The following is a 13,987-nucleotide window of genomic DNA, read 5'->3' as shown; positions in this document are numbered from 1 at the left end:
TATGAAAAAATATATTTTTATATCGTTAGTCTTCGCTTTTTTTTCTTGTAAAAAGAGCGAAGATTTTTCGTTACAGCGCTACCATACTTATGACTCAAAAGAAGATCAATACACCGGCGGTATTAAAATGATTCCAATAAAAACACCAAAAGGCACTTTTAAGGTTTGGACAAAACGATTTGGTAACAACCCGAAAATAAAGGTATTGCTTTTACACGGCGGACCTGGCTTAACGCACGAATTATACGAATCATTTGAAAGCTATTTTCCAAAAGAAGGCATTGAATTTATTTATTATGACCAATTGGGTTCGTATTATTCCGACCAACCAAAAGACAAATCGCTTTGGACGAATGAACGCTTTGTAGAAGAAGTAGAACAAGTACGGATAGCACTTGGTTTAAACAGAGATAATTTTTACGTTTTAGGACAATCGTGGGGTGGGATTTTAGCGATGGATTATGCGTTAAAATATCAGAAAAATTTAAAAGGATTGATTATTTCTAATATGGTTTCGAGTATTCCGTTGTATAATAAATATGCACAAGAAGTGTTGGGTCCGCAGATGAAAAAGGAAGTGTACCAAGAAATTATGGAATTAGAAAAAAACAACGATTTTACCAATCCAAGATATACCGAATTGCTTTTTGAACATTATTACACACAACACATTTTAAGAAAACCGCAAAGTGAATGGCCTGAATCTATTACAAGAAGTTTTAAGCACATTAATTCTGAAGTATATATTTCTATGCAAGGGTATAGTGAATTTGGCATAACCGGTGACGCTTATATTAAAAACTGGGATGTTTCCAAACGATTAAAAGAATTGACCGTTCCAACCTTAACCATAGGCGCAAAATACGACACTATGGATCCTGAACATATGAAATGGATGGCGACACAAGTACAAAACGGACGCTTTTTATTTTGTAAAAACGGAAGCCACTTATCACAATACGACGACCAAAAAACCTATTTTACAGGTGTGATACAGTTTTTAAAGGATGTGGATGAGAAGAAATTTTAACTGTAACAGAAAATAATAAGTTCTAAAGTTCGCAACCACACCAAGCGTCGGAACTTGAGCAATAACCTCAACAAAATGCATATAATATTTTATTTAGCGATTTCAAGTATCCTTTTAATGAGTTGTAAAGATGTAAAACTTACTGCAACAGATATTAAATATACTGACCTACCGAAGGAAGTCAAAACTCATATTTTCAAAAATGAATTTTATGATTTGAATAAACCTGTGAGATTCAAAGTAGAAAATCACAAAACATTTTTACCTTGGGTAAAAAAAACAAAACTTATTAGATTAGAAGATAACAAATCTTATGAGATTGATTTTGAGAAAGAATTTAGCATATCTACATTAATAATTTTTGAAGATTATCTTTATACAACAAACAACTATAACATTTATATAAAAGATAGTTTGAAATATACATTTTCTAAATATAAACTTAATTAAAAAAGGCTACTGATAAGAGCTGTTTGGCAAGATTAAATATTTTGTATAAAAGCAATCTAACTTGAAATAAATTCAGATACTGAAACAAGTTCAGTATGACAAAACGAATAAAATAATTATTCTGTAGAAGGCACCTTTTACCCTAAACCCTAAACCTTATACCCAAAACCCTAATGCTCTTCGTCTTTTCCTAAAACTTTGGTGTCTACAGGAATGGCAGGTTGAAACATAAGTGTTTGTTTGTAGTACAAATAAAAACCTTTATTGGTTCGGAATTCGAAGTCTTTATATTTGAAGTTTTGGTCTTCACTTTCTCTTTTAAAAACGATAGATTCTTTAGAATCTGGCAAGAAAACTTCCGCAATTAAGCTGTCTTCTTCCACAAAGAAAAAGGCGTTTTTTCTTCTGGCTAATGAATCTCTTTCAATAGAAGTTAAGCGGTAGCCTTCTTCAAAAACACGTACACATTTTTTGTACATATTTGACCATTTATAGCCGGCTTTTAAATCGCAACCATTTTCGTTTTTATCATCATTTACCTGATTTTTTACGATAGAATCCATTTCTGTGGTATCTTTTGGTGGATTCTTTAGAATATAATCACAAGAAAATAGCGATGTCAGTACTAAAATATATACAAGTTTTTTCATTTTTAATTTAGCGTTTCTTGATAAATTAAGGTTTCTACGGTTTCAAATTCGGTAGGTTTATCTGCATTATGAAAGTATTTAATCAGCACTTCGCCCCAAACTTTACCATCAGAAAAATTAGCAATAATCCATCTATGATTTAAAATTTTTATGTTGTTTATCAAAAACGGATTGTCGCCAATTTGATCGTATGAAACGTATTTATTTCCTTTTTTATCGGCATTAAAAGCAGTTAAATCTTCTTTTACTTTCGTTTGTAACGCTTTTATATCGTACTCAAAATAATACTCTTGCGCATTTTCATTCGTAGCCAAGGAAAACGTATCATTGTCGCGTAATTTCGCAATGGTATCTTGTGCTTTTTTTAATTCCTTTTTACTAATTGTAGATACTTCTTCGCTTCTTTTCAAGATATTTGAAGAATTTACAAATTGAAAAATATTAATTAATACTGAAAATACGATTCCGTAAAGCAATAAACTTCTTTTCATTTTTATATTTATTTTATTTCTATTTCTAAATTATCATAAGCCAAAAATACGTTTTCTGGCAATTGTTTTTGTACCTCTTCGTGCAATCCTAAAATATGACTAATGTGTGTTAAATACGCTTTTTTAGGTTGCACCAAATTTATAAAATGTATCGCTTCTTCAATGTTAAAATGCGTAGCATGTGGCTCAAATCGTAAGGCATTGATAACCAACACCTCAACGTTTTTAAGTTTTTCTAATTCAGAATCTTCGATGGTTTTTACGTCCGTTAAATATACAACATCTTTTATTCTGTATCCAAAAACTTGTAAATTTCCGTGCCTCGCATTGATTGGAATTACAGTCTGATTTTTAATCGTAATATTCTGATTATTTACTACTTCAATGGGCGACACAGAAGGCGCACCTGGATATTTATTTTCTTTTTCAAAAATATAATCAAATCGCCTAGCTAAATTTTGCAACACGCGCGTATGTCCGTAAACCGGAATGTCGCCTTGTTTAAAATAAAACGGACGAATATCATCCAAACCAGCTGTATGGTCTGCGTGTTCGTGCGTAAAAAGCAAGGCATCAATATGCGAACAAGTACTGGTAAGCATTTGTTGTCGAAAATCGGGACCGCAATCAATTACTATAGAAAAATCTTCGTCGTGTATCCAAACAGAAACGCGCAAACGTTTGTCTTTTGCATCATCACTTAAACACACAAAATGCGTACTTCCAATTACTGGAATGCCTTGAGATGTACCCGTTCCTAAGAAGTATAATTTCATATTTATGTGATTGACACGCTAAAAAAGTTACCCGCTACTTTTAGTAGAAAAGTGCTACTATATTGTAATGGTAGTAATTTCTTTTTTACAAAAATAACAAAATACTCTTGTTAAAACCTATAATTTATTAACTTTGCATAGTAATTTAATTTGCCAAAAAAACACATTTGAATAAATGACGACTGAAATCACATTAAGAGGAGACAAAGCAATTGAACAAATTCCTTCTACAAAGGATAAAGCACTCCGTATTAATTTAAACGAAAATATTTACGGAACCTTTGCTGAAATTGGTGCCGGACAAGAAACGGTGAGACATTTTTTCAGAGCTGGAGCTTCTTCTGGTACGATTGCCAAAGCGATGTCTGCCTACGATAAAGATTTTAGTGATGCCATTTACGGAATTGAGGAAGATGGAAGATATGTGACGGAAAGCCGATTAAGAAAAATGCTTACACACGAAACGAAACTTATTGAAGATCGTTTAAAAAGAGACAAGCACCCAAATAAAATGTTTTTTAGTTATGCGAATACCGTAGCCACTATTGATTTTGCAAAACAATTTAAAGGACACGGTTGGGTTGGAATTAAATTTCAAGTAGAACCTGACCAAGCATATAATGAAATTTTAATTCACATTCGTTTTAAAGAAAATGATGCGCGTTTGCAACAAGAAACGTTAGGTATCTTAGGTGTAAACTTAATTTATGGCGCGTTTTACAAACACAATGATGCTAAAAAATTATTGCGTTATTTATACGACCATTTAGAAAAAGACCAACTTGAAATTGATACTATAAATTTCTCAGGTCCAAGTTTTGCAGATGTAGACAACAGATTAATGAGTTTGCAATTGGTAAAATATGGCTTTACAGATGCCGTAATGTTTAATCCGGAAGGAAAGAATATTTTGCCAGCAGCAGTTTTATATAAAAAGAATATTTTAGCGTTACGTGGTAGTTTCCGACCTGTAACCAAAGTAAATATGGATATGTATAAACAGTCTTATGAGATGTTTATACAAGAAAATAAAGTAAGTAAGGAAAATACGTTTGTAGTTTTCGAAATCACGCTTTCTAACCTAAAAGCAGAAGGGGAAATTGACGAAAGAGATTTCTTAGACAGAGCAGAACTTTTATGTGCTTTAGGTCAAACCGTAATGATTTCTAACTTTCAAGAATATTATAAAGTATTAGAATATTTTTCATCTTTTACAAAATCACGTACTGCGTTAGCGATGGGTGTGAGTAATTTGGTAGAAATTTTTGATGAGAAATACTACCGTCATATGTCGGGTGGAATTTTAGAAGCCTTTGGAAAATTATTTTACAGAGATTTAAAAGTATATTTATATCCGATGAAAGATCCAGAAACGGGTGAAATTATTACTTCAGAAAACTTAAAAGTGCATCCTAGAATGAAAGAATTGTATAAGTTCTTTAAATACAACGGAAAAGTTACGGATATAGAAACTTACGATGCCAAAACTTTAGATATTTTCTCAAGAAAAATATTAAAAATGATTGCTAAAGGCGAATCTGGCTGGGAAGATATGTTACCAGATGGCACTGCGGAAATCATTAAAAAAGACCATTTATTTGGCTATCAAAAAGAAAAAGAATTAGCTAAGATATAAAGTAAAAAAAAATCCCAAACTCATAAGAATTTGGGATTTTTTTTATAATTTTTTCACTACAAAAGTGACAATTCCCCAAATGATAAAATCATTTTCTTGAGTGATTTCAATTGGTTCAAAGAGTTTGTTTTCTGGGAGTAAGAGTAAACTATTTTCTTGTACTTTAATTCGTTTCACGGTAAATTCTCCATCGATAAAACAAACGGCAATTTTTCCGTCTTGAGGTTCGATACTTTTATCGATTACTAAAATATCACCATCATCAATTCCGGCACCCGTCATAGAATTTCCATTCGCTTTAGCATAAAAAGTAGCCAACGCATTTTTAACCACTATTTGATCAATACTTACACGTGTGCCATCAAAATCTGCTGCTGGAGAAGGAAACCCTGCTTTAATTCCGCTGGAAATATAAGGCATTTCTAAATTGCTTTCCGTATTTGGAATAAAAAACGATAATTTATTTTGTGCTAACATTTTATATCTAATAATTCTGTTATATCTGTAGTGTATTTTTTGGATAAAAAATTTTGTTTCATTTTCCAAGTGCGTTGCAAATCTTGATTCCCGAGTCGGATTTTTCGTTCGCCGGTTTTCAATCGGATGTCATCCATTACTTTCATTAATTTTTCGTGTTTCGGATTTTCTTCTACAAATAAATTAAACTGTTTTTGGTGTTGCGGAATAATATCAGAAATAATAATTCCCGCTTTTGTATAAGTTTCGCCAGGCTGAAACAATTTTTCTAACATTTTAATAGCCGTTGTACTTATTGTTAAACTTGATTGTGTTGCAAAAGGCATCGTTTCGTAAAGGGTAAAATTATAACGTTCATTACCTACTTTATACTTGTCTTTTCTGAGATACAGCACCATTCCATAACAACACGATTTTTGCATACGTAATTTTTCGGAAGCTACTGTTGCAAAAGTAGAAACGCGTTCTTTCAATTCATTTAAATTGGTAATTGATTTTTCAAAAGTTCGCGTAACCGCTATGTTTTTTTTAGCTTCTGGTTGTTGATCCAATTCTAATACGGATTGCCCTAAAAGTTCCGCACGAAGACGTTTTCCTACCACACCCATAGTTCTTTTGATAAAATCTTCATTATGAGGTGCTGTAAAGTCATAAGCCGTAACCATTCCAAAGGCCTTCATTTTTTTAGACAACCGGAAACCTATACCCCAAATATCTTCAACTTTTGTCCATTTTAAAGCTTTGATTCGTTTTTCTTCGGAATCAATAACATAAACACCGCCCGTTCTATCTTGAAACTTTTTAGCAATTCTGTTGGCCACTTTACTCAGAGCTTTCGTTTCGGCAAAACCTACACAAACTGGAATGCCAATCCATTTTTGCACCCGTTGTTTCATTTGCAAACCACAAGTTTCAAAATTAGTTGTATTGGTATTTTTAAAATTAAGAAAAGCTTCGTCGATACTATAATTTTCAATATCTGGTGTAAAATCTGCAAGCACATCCATTACACGTTTACTTAAATCGCCATACAGCGCATAATTGGATGAAAAAACAGCAATTTGATGTTGTTTGATCTCGTTTCTAATTTTAAATTCGGGTACACCCATAGGAATGCCAAGCGCTTTTGCTTCATCACTTCTGGAAATCACACAACCATCGTTATTAGATAAAACGACAACCGGTTTTTTCTTGAATTGAGGTTGAAAAACACGCTCACAAGACACATAAAAATTATTACAATCGACCAATGCAAACATACTGTAAAGGTACAATTTTGACTTGGAAAATAGATTGAAAATTTATTAACAATCGAAATATTTTAAAACAAAAAACCCCAAATTCCTTAATAAATTTGGGGTTTTTATTATCTAAAATTTATTCAATTACACGTGTAATGCTCTGTTTGCAGTTGCTGCTAAAGCGGCTTCTTTGATGGCTTCTGCGAAAGTTGGGTGTGCATGAGACATTCTTGAAATATCTTCTGCAGATGCTCTAAATTCCATTGCGGTAACGGCTTCTGCAATTAAATCCGCACAACGAGCACCAATCATATGAACCCCTAACACCTCATCTGTTTTGGCATCGGCTAAGATTTTTACAAATCCGTCAGTGTCGCCACCAGCTCTTGCTCTTCCTAGTGCTTTGAATGGGAAACTTCCTGCTTTAAACTCAATGCCTTCTGCTTTTAATTGCTCTTCTGTTTTTCCTACAGCTGCAACTTCTGGCCAAGTATATACTACGCCAGGAATTAAATTATAATCGATATGTGGTTTTTGTCCGGCTAAAATTTCTGCTACCATTACGCCTTCTTCTTCCGCTTTGTGTGCTAACATTGCACCACGAACTACATCGCCAATTGCGTAAATATTTGCTGCTGAAGTTTGTAAATGATTGTTTACTTCAATTTGTCCTCTATCTGTAACTTTTACTCCTGCTTTTTCTGCATGTAAACCATCCGTATAAGGACGACGACCTACAGAAACTAAAGAATAATCACCTTCTAATGTAACGATTTCTCCTTTTGCATTTTCAGCTTTTACAGTAACTACATCCCCTGCTCTATCTACAGATTGTACTTTATGTGAGGTATAAAATTTCATACCTTGTTTTTTCAAGACTTTTGTTAATTCTTTAGATAAAGAAGCATCCATTCCTGGAATAATTCTATCCATAAATTCTACTACAGAAACTTGAGCACCTAAACGAAGATATACTTGTCCTAATTCGATACCGATAACACCTCCACCAATAATAACTAAATGTTTTGGAACTTCTTTTAATTTTAAAGCTTCCGTTGAAGTAATAATTCTGTCTTTATCTAATTTGATAAAAGGCAATGAGGAAGGTTTAGAACCAGTAGCAATAATGATATTTTTAGATTCAATGATTTCTGAAGTACCATCTGCTTTAGTTACCTTAACAGAAGTCGCAGTTTCAAAAGAACCCAATCCTTCAAAAACAGTAACTTTATTTTTATCCATTAAGTATTTTACACCACCAGAAGTTTGGTCTACAACCGCTTGTTTTCTGGCAATCATTTTTTCTAAATTAACTTTTACTTCACCAGAAACTTCAATTCCGTGGTCTGCAAAATGTTGTAATTCTTCGTAATGATGTGATGATGCTAATAATGCTTTTGATGGAATACATCCTACATTCAAACACGTTCCACCAAGTGTAGCGTATTTTTCAATAATTGCTGTTTTAAATCCTAATTGGGCGCAACGAATAGCTGCTACATATCCTCCAGGTCCAGAACCAATAATGGTTACATCAAATTGACTCATAAATATATTTTATAAAATGTTATAGTATGTTTTTAAAGTACAAAAGTAAAGTTTTTATATAAATATGTATCGCTATTTAGCGAAAAAACTTTACTATTTTTAATTCAACACAAATGAAGTAGAATTTTTTACTTCTCCTATCATAAAAGTACTGTGCGTACTACCAATATGTTGTAAAGTGGTTAACTTAGTAACCATAAATTCTCGATATTCTTCCATATCTTTTACGCAAATTTTTAAAATGTAATCGTAATCGCCACTTACGTGAAAACATTCTAAAACTTCGGTTAACGTTACTACTTCTTTTTCAAATTCGGAAATTAAGTCTCTTGAATGTTTAATTAATTTAACATGACAAAACACTACAAAACCTTTATTAATTTTTGTTTTATCTAAAATAGTAACATACTTACGTATAATCCCTTCTCGTTCTAATTTTTTTATCCGTTCATAAACAGCAGTTACGGATAAATTTAATTTACTTGATAGTTCTTTTGTTGTTTTTTTTGAATCGATTTGCATCAATTCTAATAGCTTTTTATCGATTGCATCCATAGGTATCGTAATTTATTTGGTAAATATACGTAAAAAAGTAATAATATAGATAAATAAACCATTAATTAATATATTATTAGATAAATAAACTAAATATTACAGGTATTATTGAAATATTAATTTATTATTTTCAATTTTGATAGATAAAAACAAACAACTATGAGCACATTTAATCCAGCCGATAACATACAAGATTTACAGTATTTTGGCGAATTTGGAGGAGTAAATCCTTCTATTTCAGATTCATCTACCTATACATTTCTTTCTGCTAAAACGATGTTTGATACTTTTGAAGGTAACGCAGAAGGGTGTTATTTATATTCCAGACATTCTTCACCTAGTAATTTGTATTTAGATAAAGCGTTAGCAGCAATGGAAGGCACTGAAACTGCCAATGTATCTGCTTCTGGTATGGGCGCCATTACACCAACAATTTTACAACTCTGCGGACAAGGCGACCACGTGGTTTCAAGTAGAACTATATACGGCGGAACGTACGCCTTTTTGAAAAATTTCGCACCGAGATTTGGTGTAAAAACTACTTTTGTTGACATTACTAAATTAGACCTTGTAGAAGCTGCCATAACGCCATCCACTAAAGTTTTATATTGCGAAACAGTGAGTAATCCCTTGTTAGAAGTAGCAGACATTGCTTCTTTAGCTAAGATTGCGAAAAAGCACAACCTAAAATTGGTAGTTGACAATACGTTTTCGCCTTTATCGGTATCGCCAGCAAAATTAGGTGCTGATATTGTAATTCATTCTTTAACAAAATACATCAACGGAAGTTCAGATACAGTAGGTGGTGTAACGTGTGCTAGTCAAGAATTTATTAACGATTTAAAAAACGTAAATTCTGGTGCGAGTATGTTGTTAGGCCCTACAATGGATAGTTTGCGTTCGGCATCAGTAATGAAAAACTTAAGAACGCTTCACATCCGAATGAAGCAACACAGTCATAATGCGATGTATTTGGCACATAAATTTGAAGCAGACGGCATAAAAACCGTTTATCCAGGATTGGCAAGTCATCCAAGTCATACTATATATAAAAATATGATTAACCCAGAATATGGATTTGGAGGTATGATGACCATTGATGTAGGAAGTTTAGAAAAAGCCAATGCCTTAATGGAATTAATGCAAGAAAGAAATTTAGGTTATTTGGCTGTGAGTTTAGGATTTTACAAAACCCTTTTTAGCGCACCAGGCACATCCACTTCTTCTGAAATACCATTAGATGAACAAGCAGAAATGGGTTTAACAGATGGATTAATTCGTTTTTCTATAGGTTTAGATAACGATATTGATAGAACGTATCAAAGTATGCAAGCTTGCATGAAAGAATTACAAATTTTGTAAAAAATATTTTTATTTAAAATACGTCCCGAATACTTCGAGACGTATTTTTTTGTAACAAATGCTTATCTTAGCCAACTAATTAAAAACTAAATTCAGAATAATGAAAAACTATATTTTAAGTTTTCTTTTAGTTGGATGTGTGTCTTTTGCACAAAAACTAGCTATTGAAGAAACCGTAACAGGAGCAAGAAAATATGCTCCCACTTCATTGGTAGGACAACAATGGAGAAAAGATTCAAAATCCATTACCTATTTAAGTACAGATTTTACAAATTTATTGGAAAAAAGCGCTACAAATGGCTGGAAAGAAACTGTTTTAGCTACAAAATCAGAATTTGAAGCGGCTTTAAAAGTAGCATTTACTGAAGAAGAATTTGCTTTACGCACTTTTCCTTTTTCTATTAAATGGCAAACCAACGCTACTTTTGAAACAGAAATTGCTTCAAAAACAAATCAATATAAAATAGTTTATGATGTAACTACAAAAAAAATCACATCAAAAATTGGGTATTCTATTGAAGGAAGTCAAGCTTGTTTCTCGGCTAATAATGCTGTGGCTTGGTTAAAAGACAATAACATTAGAATTACATCAAACAATACAACCATTGAAGTTACAAACGATGAAAATCCAGCTATCGTAAACGGTTCAGATTATGTACATCGTCAAGAATTTGGTATTGATAGAGGAATGTGGTGGAATGCTACAGGGACGCAATTGGCCTATTATAGAAAAGATGAAACTATGGTGGGTAATTATCCGATTATCAACTGGAACGAACGTGAAGCGGTTAACAAAGACCTAAAATACCCAATGGCTGGTATGACCAGTGAGCAGGTTACTTTAATACTATACGATGTAGCTTCAGGAAAAAAAATAACAATTCAAACTGGTGAACCAAAAGACCAATATTTAACGATGGTGTCTTGGGAACCTTCAGGAAAATATATTTTTGTTGGAATCTTAAATCGTGACCAAAATCATTTAAAATTCAATAAATATGATGCCATAACAGGTGCTTTTGTAAAAACGTTATTTGAGGAAAAAGCTACTACATGGGTTGAACCACAACACGCTTTGACATTCGTTCCAAACAATCCGAATCAATTCATTTATCAATCAGATTTTAATGGATACAATCAAATGTATTTGTACACTACCGATGGGAAATTACTTAAAAACCTAGGTTTTAAAGACGTTGTGGTAACCAATTTATTAGGTTTTGATGGTACCAACACAAAAATTAATTACATCGGAACGGCAAATAATGGATTAGACAGACAACTTTATCAGGTTGACATTAAATCCGGAAAAACAATTCAGTTAACCACAATTTCTGGAACACATAATGCTTCTGTTTCTTCTGATGGTACGATGGTATTAGACCAATACAGTAATGCAACCACACCAAATGAAATTTCGATTTTAAATATCAAAACAAAAATAGCAACTACTACTTTGGTTAAAGCCGATAATCCGTTTACAGGAAAAATCGATATGCCTAGAATTGAAATGGTTACACTAACGGCTGCAGATGGTATAACACCATTGAACGGAAGAATAATTTATCCAGTCAATTTTGATGCGACTAAAAAATACCCGGTAATGGTATATGTTTATGGTGGTTCGCACGCACAATTGGTAACTAACAAATGGTTAGGAGGCGCTGGTTATTTTGATATGTATATGGCACAACAAGGGTATGTAGTGTTTACGTTAGATAATAGAGGAAGTGATGCACGGGGAAAAAAATTCTGTGAAGTAACACACCGAAATTTAGGCGTAAACGAAATGGCAGACCAAATGAAAGGTGTGGATTTCTTAAAATCAAAATCATTTGTAGATACTAATAAAATTGGAGTTTTCGGATGGAGTTTTGGTGGTTTTATGACGACTTCCCTTCTTACTTCGCAACCAGATACTTTTAAAGTAGGTGTAGCTGGCGGACCTGTAATTGATTGGAAATACTATGAAATTATGTATGGAGAGCGTTATATGGATACCCCACAAGACAATCCAGAAGGCTATGCAAAAACATCATTGTTAGATAAAGTTAAGAATTTAAAAGGACGTCTTTTGTTAATTCATGGTGCACAAGATCCAGTTGTTGTACAACAACATAGTATGAATTTCATTGAATCGTCAATTAAAGCAGGAAAACAAGTGGATTATTTTTTATACCCAAATCATGAACATAATGTGAGTGGTAGAGATAGAATTCATATGTATGCCAAAATAGCGGATTACTTTGATGTGCATTTGAAAAAGTAATACGTCAATTCAACAATATGTCGATTAGTTAATAAAATTAAAAATCCGTCCCGAAGTAATCGAGACGGATTTTTTTTGTAAATTTGAATACAATATATATAACATAAATTATGATAAGATCTATTTATCTGTTAAGTATCCTTTATGCATTTTCTGGATTTTCGCAAAACTCGGAAACCACAATTTATGAAATAATAGATAAAATTTCAGAAAAAAGAATTCAAAAAGACGTGGTTAAATTGGCCAATTTTGGAACAAGAAACACTTTTAGTGACACGGTTTCAAATACCCGAGGAATTGGTGCAGCTAGGCGTTGGATAAAATCTGAATTCGATTTAATTTCTAAAGACTGTAAAAACTGCTTAGACGTTTTTTATCAAAAAGATTTTGTTACTACAAACGATGGAGAACGTGTACCAAAAGATACATGGATAGTAAATGTTGCGGCGGTACAAAAAGGAACCAAATATCCAAATAGGTATATTATTATGACAGGCGACATTGATAGTAGAAATTCTGATACTATGGATTTTACTACAGATGCACCTGGAGCAAATGACAATGCATCTGGAATGGCAGGAACGATAGAGGCGGCTAGAGTTTTATCACAATATAAATTTGAAAATAGCATTGTTTATTTAGGCCTTTCAGGAGAAGAACAAGGCTTGTTTGGAGGAAAAGGATTTGCAGAATATGCCAAGAAAAACAATTGGGAAATTATTGGTGTGCTAAATAACGATATGATTGGTAATATTGAAGGAATAGATGGTGTGATTGACAATAGAACGTTTCGAATTTTCTCTGAACCTACTTCTACTACAGATACTGAAAAAGAAGTGAACAACCGAAGATTTTATGGCGGTGAAGTAGATGGCATATCGCGTCAATTAGCCCGATACATTCACAAACAAACACTTGCTTTTCTTCCAGAAATGAATCCTATGTTGATTTATCGTTTAGATAGATTTGGTCGTGGTGGCCATCACAGACCTTTCAATGATTTAGGATTTGCAGGAGTGCGAATTATGGAAGCGCACGAAAACTACAATAGACAACATCAAAACTTAAGAACCGAAAATGGGATTAAATATGGTGATGTTATAGAAGGCGTTAATTTTGAATATGTAAAAAAACTAACTGCTGTAAATTCAGTAGCATTAGCAACTTTGGCTAGTGCTCCTCCTGAACCTAAAAACGTGCTTATTGGCGGAGCAGTTGAAGCCAGTGTAAAATTGAAATGGGATAAAATTGAAAATAACGATCAAATCTTAGGATATAAAATATATTGGAGATTAACTACCGATTTTCAATGGAACTACTCCAGATTTGTTGGAAATGTTGACACGTATACGTTACAGAACTTTGTAATTGACAACCATTATTTTGGTGTGGCAACTGTTTATAAAAACGGATTTGAAAGCATGGTGGTGTTTCCTAAAGATATTATTAGAACTTCTTTTAAAAGAAAGTAATTTGTCAATTTGTCCAAAAAATAAAAATCC

13 protein-coding genes are annotated in these 13,987 nt (G+C 32.8%); 6 read left to right on the top strand and 7 right to left on the bottom strand.

Annotated elements, in window-relative coordinates; translation table 11 throughout:
• Position 1: 1 nt before the first annotated feature.
• Both ACIQZ1_RS03185 and ACIQZ1_RS03180 read left to right on the top strand, forming a co-directional pair.
• Positions 2–1,030, top strand: coding sequence for a proline iminopeptidase-family hydrolase (locus tag ACIQZ1_RS03185; RefSeq protein WP_396158995.1), 1,029 nt, complete (start codon positions 2–4; stop codon positions 1,028–1,030).
• Positions 1,031–1,105: 75 nt separating this feature from the next.
• Positions 1,106–1,480 carry a hypothetical protein gene (locus ACIQZ1_RS03180; protein WP_396158992.1) on the top strand — a complete coding sequence of 125 codons (375 nt, stop codon included), beginning with the start codon at positions 1,106–1,108 and terminating at the stop codon, positions 1,478–1,480.
• Positions 1,481–1,650: 170 nt separating this feature from the next.
• Here ACIQZ1_RS03180 and ACIQZ1_RS03175 read toward each other — a convergent pair whose 3' ends face one another.
• From ACIQZ1_RS03175 to ACIQZ1_RS03165, 3 genes are read right to left on the bottom strand one after another with little or no spacing between them, the layout of a single operon-like run.
• Positions 1,651–2,130, bottom strand: a complete 480-nt coding sequence (locus ACIQZ1_RS03175) for a hypothetical protein (RefSeq protein ID WP_396158990.1) — start codon at positions 2,128–2,130, stop codon at positions 1,651–1,653.
• A gap of 2 nt (positions 2,131–2,132) precedes the next feature.
• Positions 2,133–2,621 (bottom strand): hypothetical protein, encoded by a 489-nt coding sequence (locus ACIQZ1_RS03170; RefSeq protein WP_396158988.1) that lies wholly within the window; start codon positions 2,619–2,621, stop codon positions 2,133–2,135.
• A gap of 8 nt (positions 2,622–2,629) precedes the next feature.
• On the bottom strand, positions 2,630–3,397 hold the full coding sequence (locus tag ACIQZ1_RS03165) for an MBL fold metallo-hydrolase (protein ID WP_396158986.1): 768 nt from the start codon (positions 3,395–3,397) through the stop codon (positions 2,630–2,632).
• A 175-nt stretch (positions 3,398–3,572) separates the two neighbouring features.
• Here ACIQZ1_RS03165 and ACIQZ1_RS03160 point away from each other — a divergent pair, with 175 nt between their 5' ends.
• The gene (locus ACIQZ1_RS03160; RefSeq protein WP_396158984.1) at positions 3,573–5,033 is read left to right on the top strand and encodes a TonB-dependent receptor; all 1,461 of its coding nucleotides are present in this window, start codon (positions 3,573–3,575) and stop codon (positions 5,031–5,033) included.
• 42 nt (positions 5,034–5,075) lie between these two features.
• Here the strand turns inward: ACIQZ1_RS03160 and ACIQZ1_RS03155 are convergent, their stop codons facing one another.
• From ACIQZ1_RS03155 to ACIQZ1_RS03140, 4 genes are all read right to left on the bottom strand, one after another.
• Positions 5,076–5,510, bottom strand: coding sequence for a LexA family protein (locus tag ACIQZ1_RS03155; RefSeq protein ID WP_396148410.1), 435 nt, complete (start codon positions 5,508–5,510; stop codon positions 5,076–5,078).
• Positions 5,504–6,769, bottom strand: coding sequence for a Y-family DNA polymerase (locus ACIQZ1_RS03150; RefSeq protein WP_396158982.1), 1,266 nt, complete (start codon positions 6,767–6,769; stop codon positions 5,504–5,506). Before ACIQZ1_RS03150 ends, ACIQZ1_RS03155 begins: the two co-directional genes overlap by 7 nt.
• A gap of 126 nt (positions 6,770–6,895) precedes the next feature.
• Entirely contained in the window at positions 6,896–8,299 is a 1,404-nt protein-coding gene (gene lpdA / locus ACIQZ1_RS03145) for a dihydrolipoyl dehydrogenase (protein ID WP_396158980.1), read from the bottom strand.
• Between the two features lie 99 nt (positions 8,300–8,398).
• Positions 8,399–8,854 carry an Lrp/AsnC family transcriptional regulator gene (locus tag ACIQZ1_RS03140; RefSeq protein ID WP_291241352.1) on the bottom strand — a complete coding sequence of 152 codons (456 nt, stop codon included), beginning with the start codon at positions 8,852–8,854 and terminating at the stop codon, positions 8,399–8,401.
• Between the two features lie 159 nt (positions 8,855–9,013).
• Here ACIQZ1_RS03140 and ACIQZ1_RS03135 point away from each other — a divergent pair, with 159 nt between their 5' ends.
• The 3 genes from ACIQZ1_RS03135 (at position 9,014) to ACIQZ1_RS03125 (ending at position 13,957) form a co-directional block, all read left to right on the top strand.
• A complete protein-coding gene (locus tag ACIQZ1_RS03135) occupies positions 9,014–10,216 on the top strand; it encodes an aminotransferase class I/II-fold pyridoxal phosphate-dependent enzyme (protein WP_396158977.1) in 1,203 nt (400 codons plus the stop codon).
• Positions 10,217–10,316: 100 nt separating this feature from the next.
• Positions 10,317–12,485: a DPP IV N-terminal domain-containing protein gene (locus tag ACIQZ1_RS03130; RefSeq protein ID WP_396158975.1), complete on the top strand. Its 2,169-nt coding sequence runs from the start codon at positions 10,317–10,319 to the stop codon at positions 12,483–12,485.
• 110 nt (positions 12,486–12,595) lie between these two features.
• Positions 12,596–13,957 carry a M28 family metallopeptidase gene (locus tag ACIQZ1_RS03125; protein ID WP_396158973.1) on the top strand — a complete coding sequence of 454 codons (1,362 nt, stop codon included), beginning with the start codon at positions 12,596–12,598 and terminating at the stop codon, positions 13,955–13,957.
• The last annotated feature ends 30 nt before the right edge of the window (positions 13,958–13,987 follow it).

This window comes from Flavobacterium sp., from assembly GCF_044341185.1.
In the GTDB taxonomy this organism is placed as follows: domain Bacteria; phylum Bacteroidota; class Bacteroidia; order Flavobacteriales; family Flavobacteriaceae; genus Flavobacterium.
Note: the sequence above shows the minus strand (reverse complement) of the source record. Positions and strands in the feature narration are given on the sequence as shown.